The following is a 225-nucleotide window of genomic DNA, read 5'->3' as shown; positions in this document are numbered from 1 at the left end:
ACTAAACAATGTACAACATGAAGTCAATAGTTTAACGGAACAAGATGCGGAGGCGGATGAAGGATTGTGGGGTGAAATAGATTCATTATGTGAAAAATGGCAGTCTGAAGCGGAAGATCAAACTGAGGCGGAGATAATAGCCGACAGGATAATTGGAAATAGCCAGAGGATGGCGAACCTCAAAATTCGTCGTACAAAGTTCAAAAGTGTCTTGTATCATATACT

The 225-nt window shown here is 40.4% G+C and carries 1 protein-coding gene; it reads left to right on the top strand.

The genetic code is table 11. The annotated features are described in order from the left end of the window. Nucleotides 1-225, top strand: a 225-nt coding sequence (locus tag EXE45_RS19195; RefSeq protein ID WP_137695216.1) for a hypothetical protein, incomplete at both ends; no start/stop codon positions are given.

The organism is Halorubrum sp. SP9 (assembly GCF_005435015.1).
Lineage (GTDB): Archaea > Halobacteriota > Halobacteria > Halobacteriales > Haloferacaceae > Halorubrum > Halorubrum sodomense.
The sequence above is the reverse complement of the archived record's forward strand: the minus strand, read 5'-3'. Positions and strand labels throughout refer to the sequence as shown.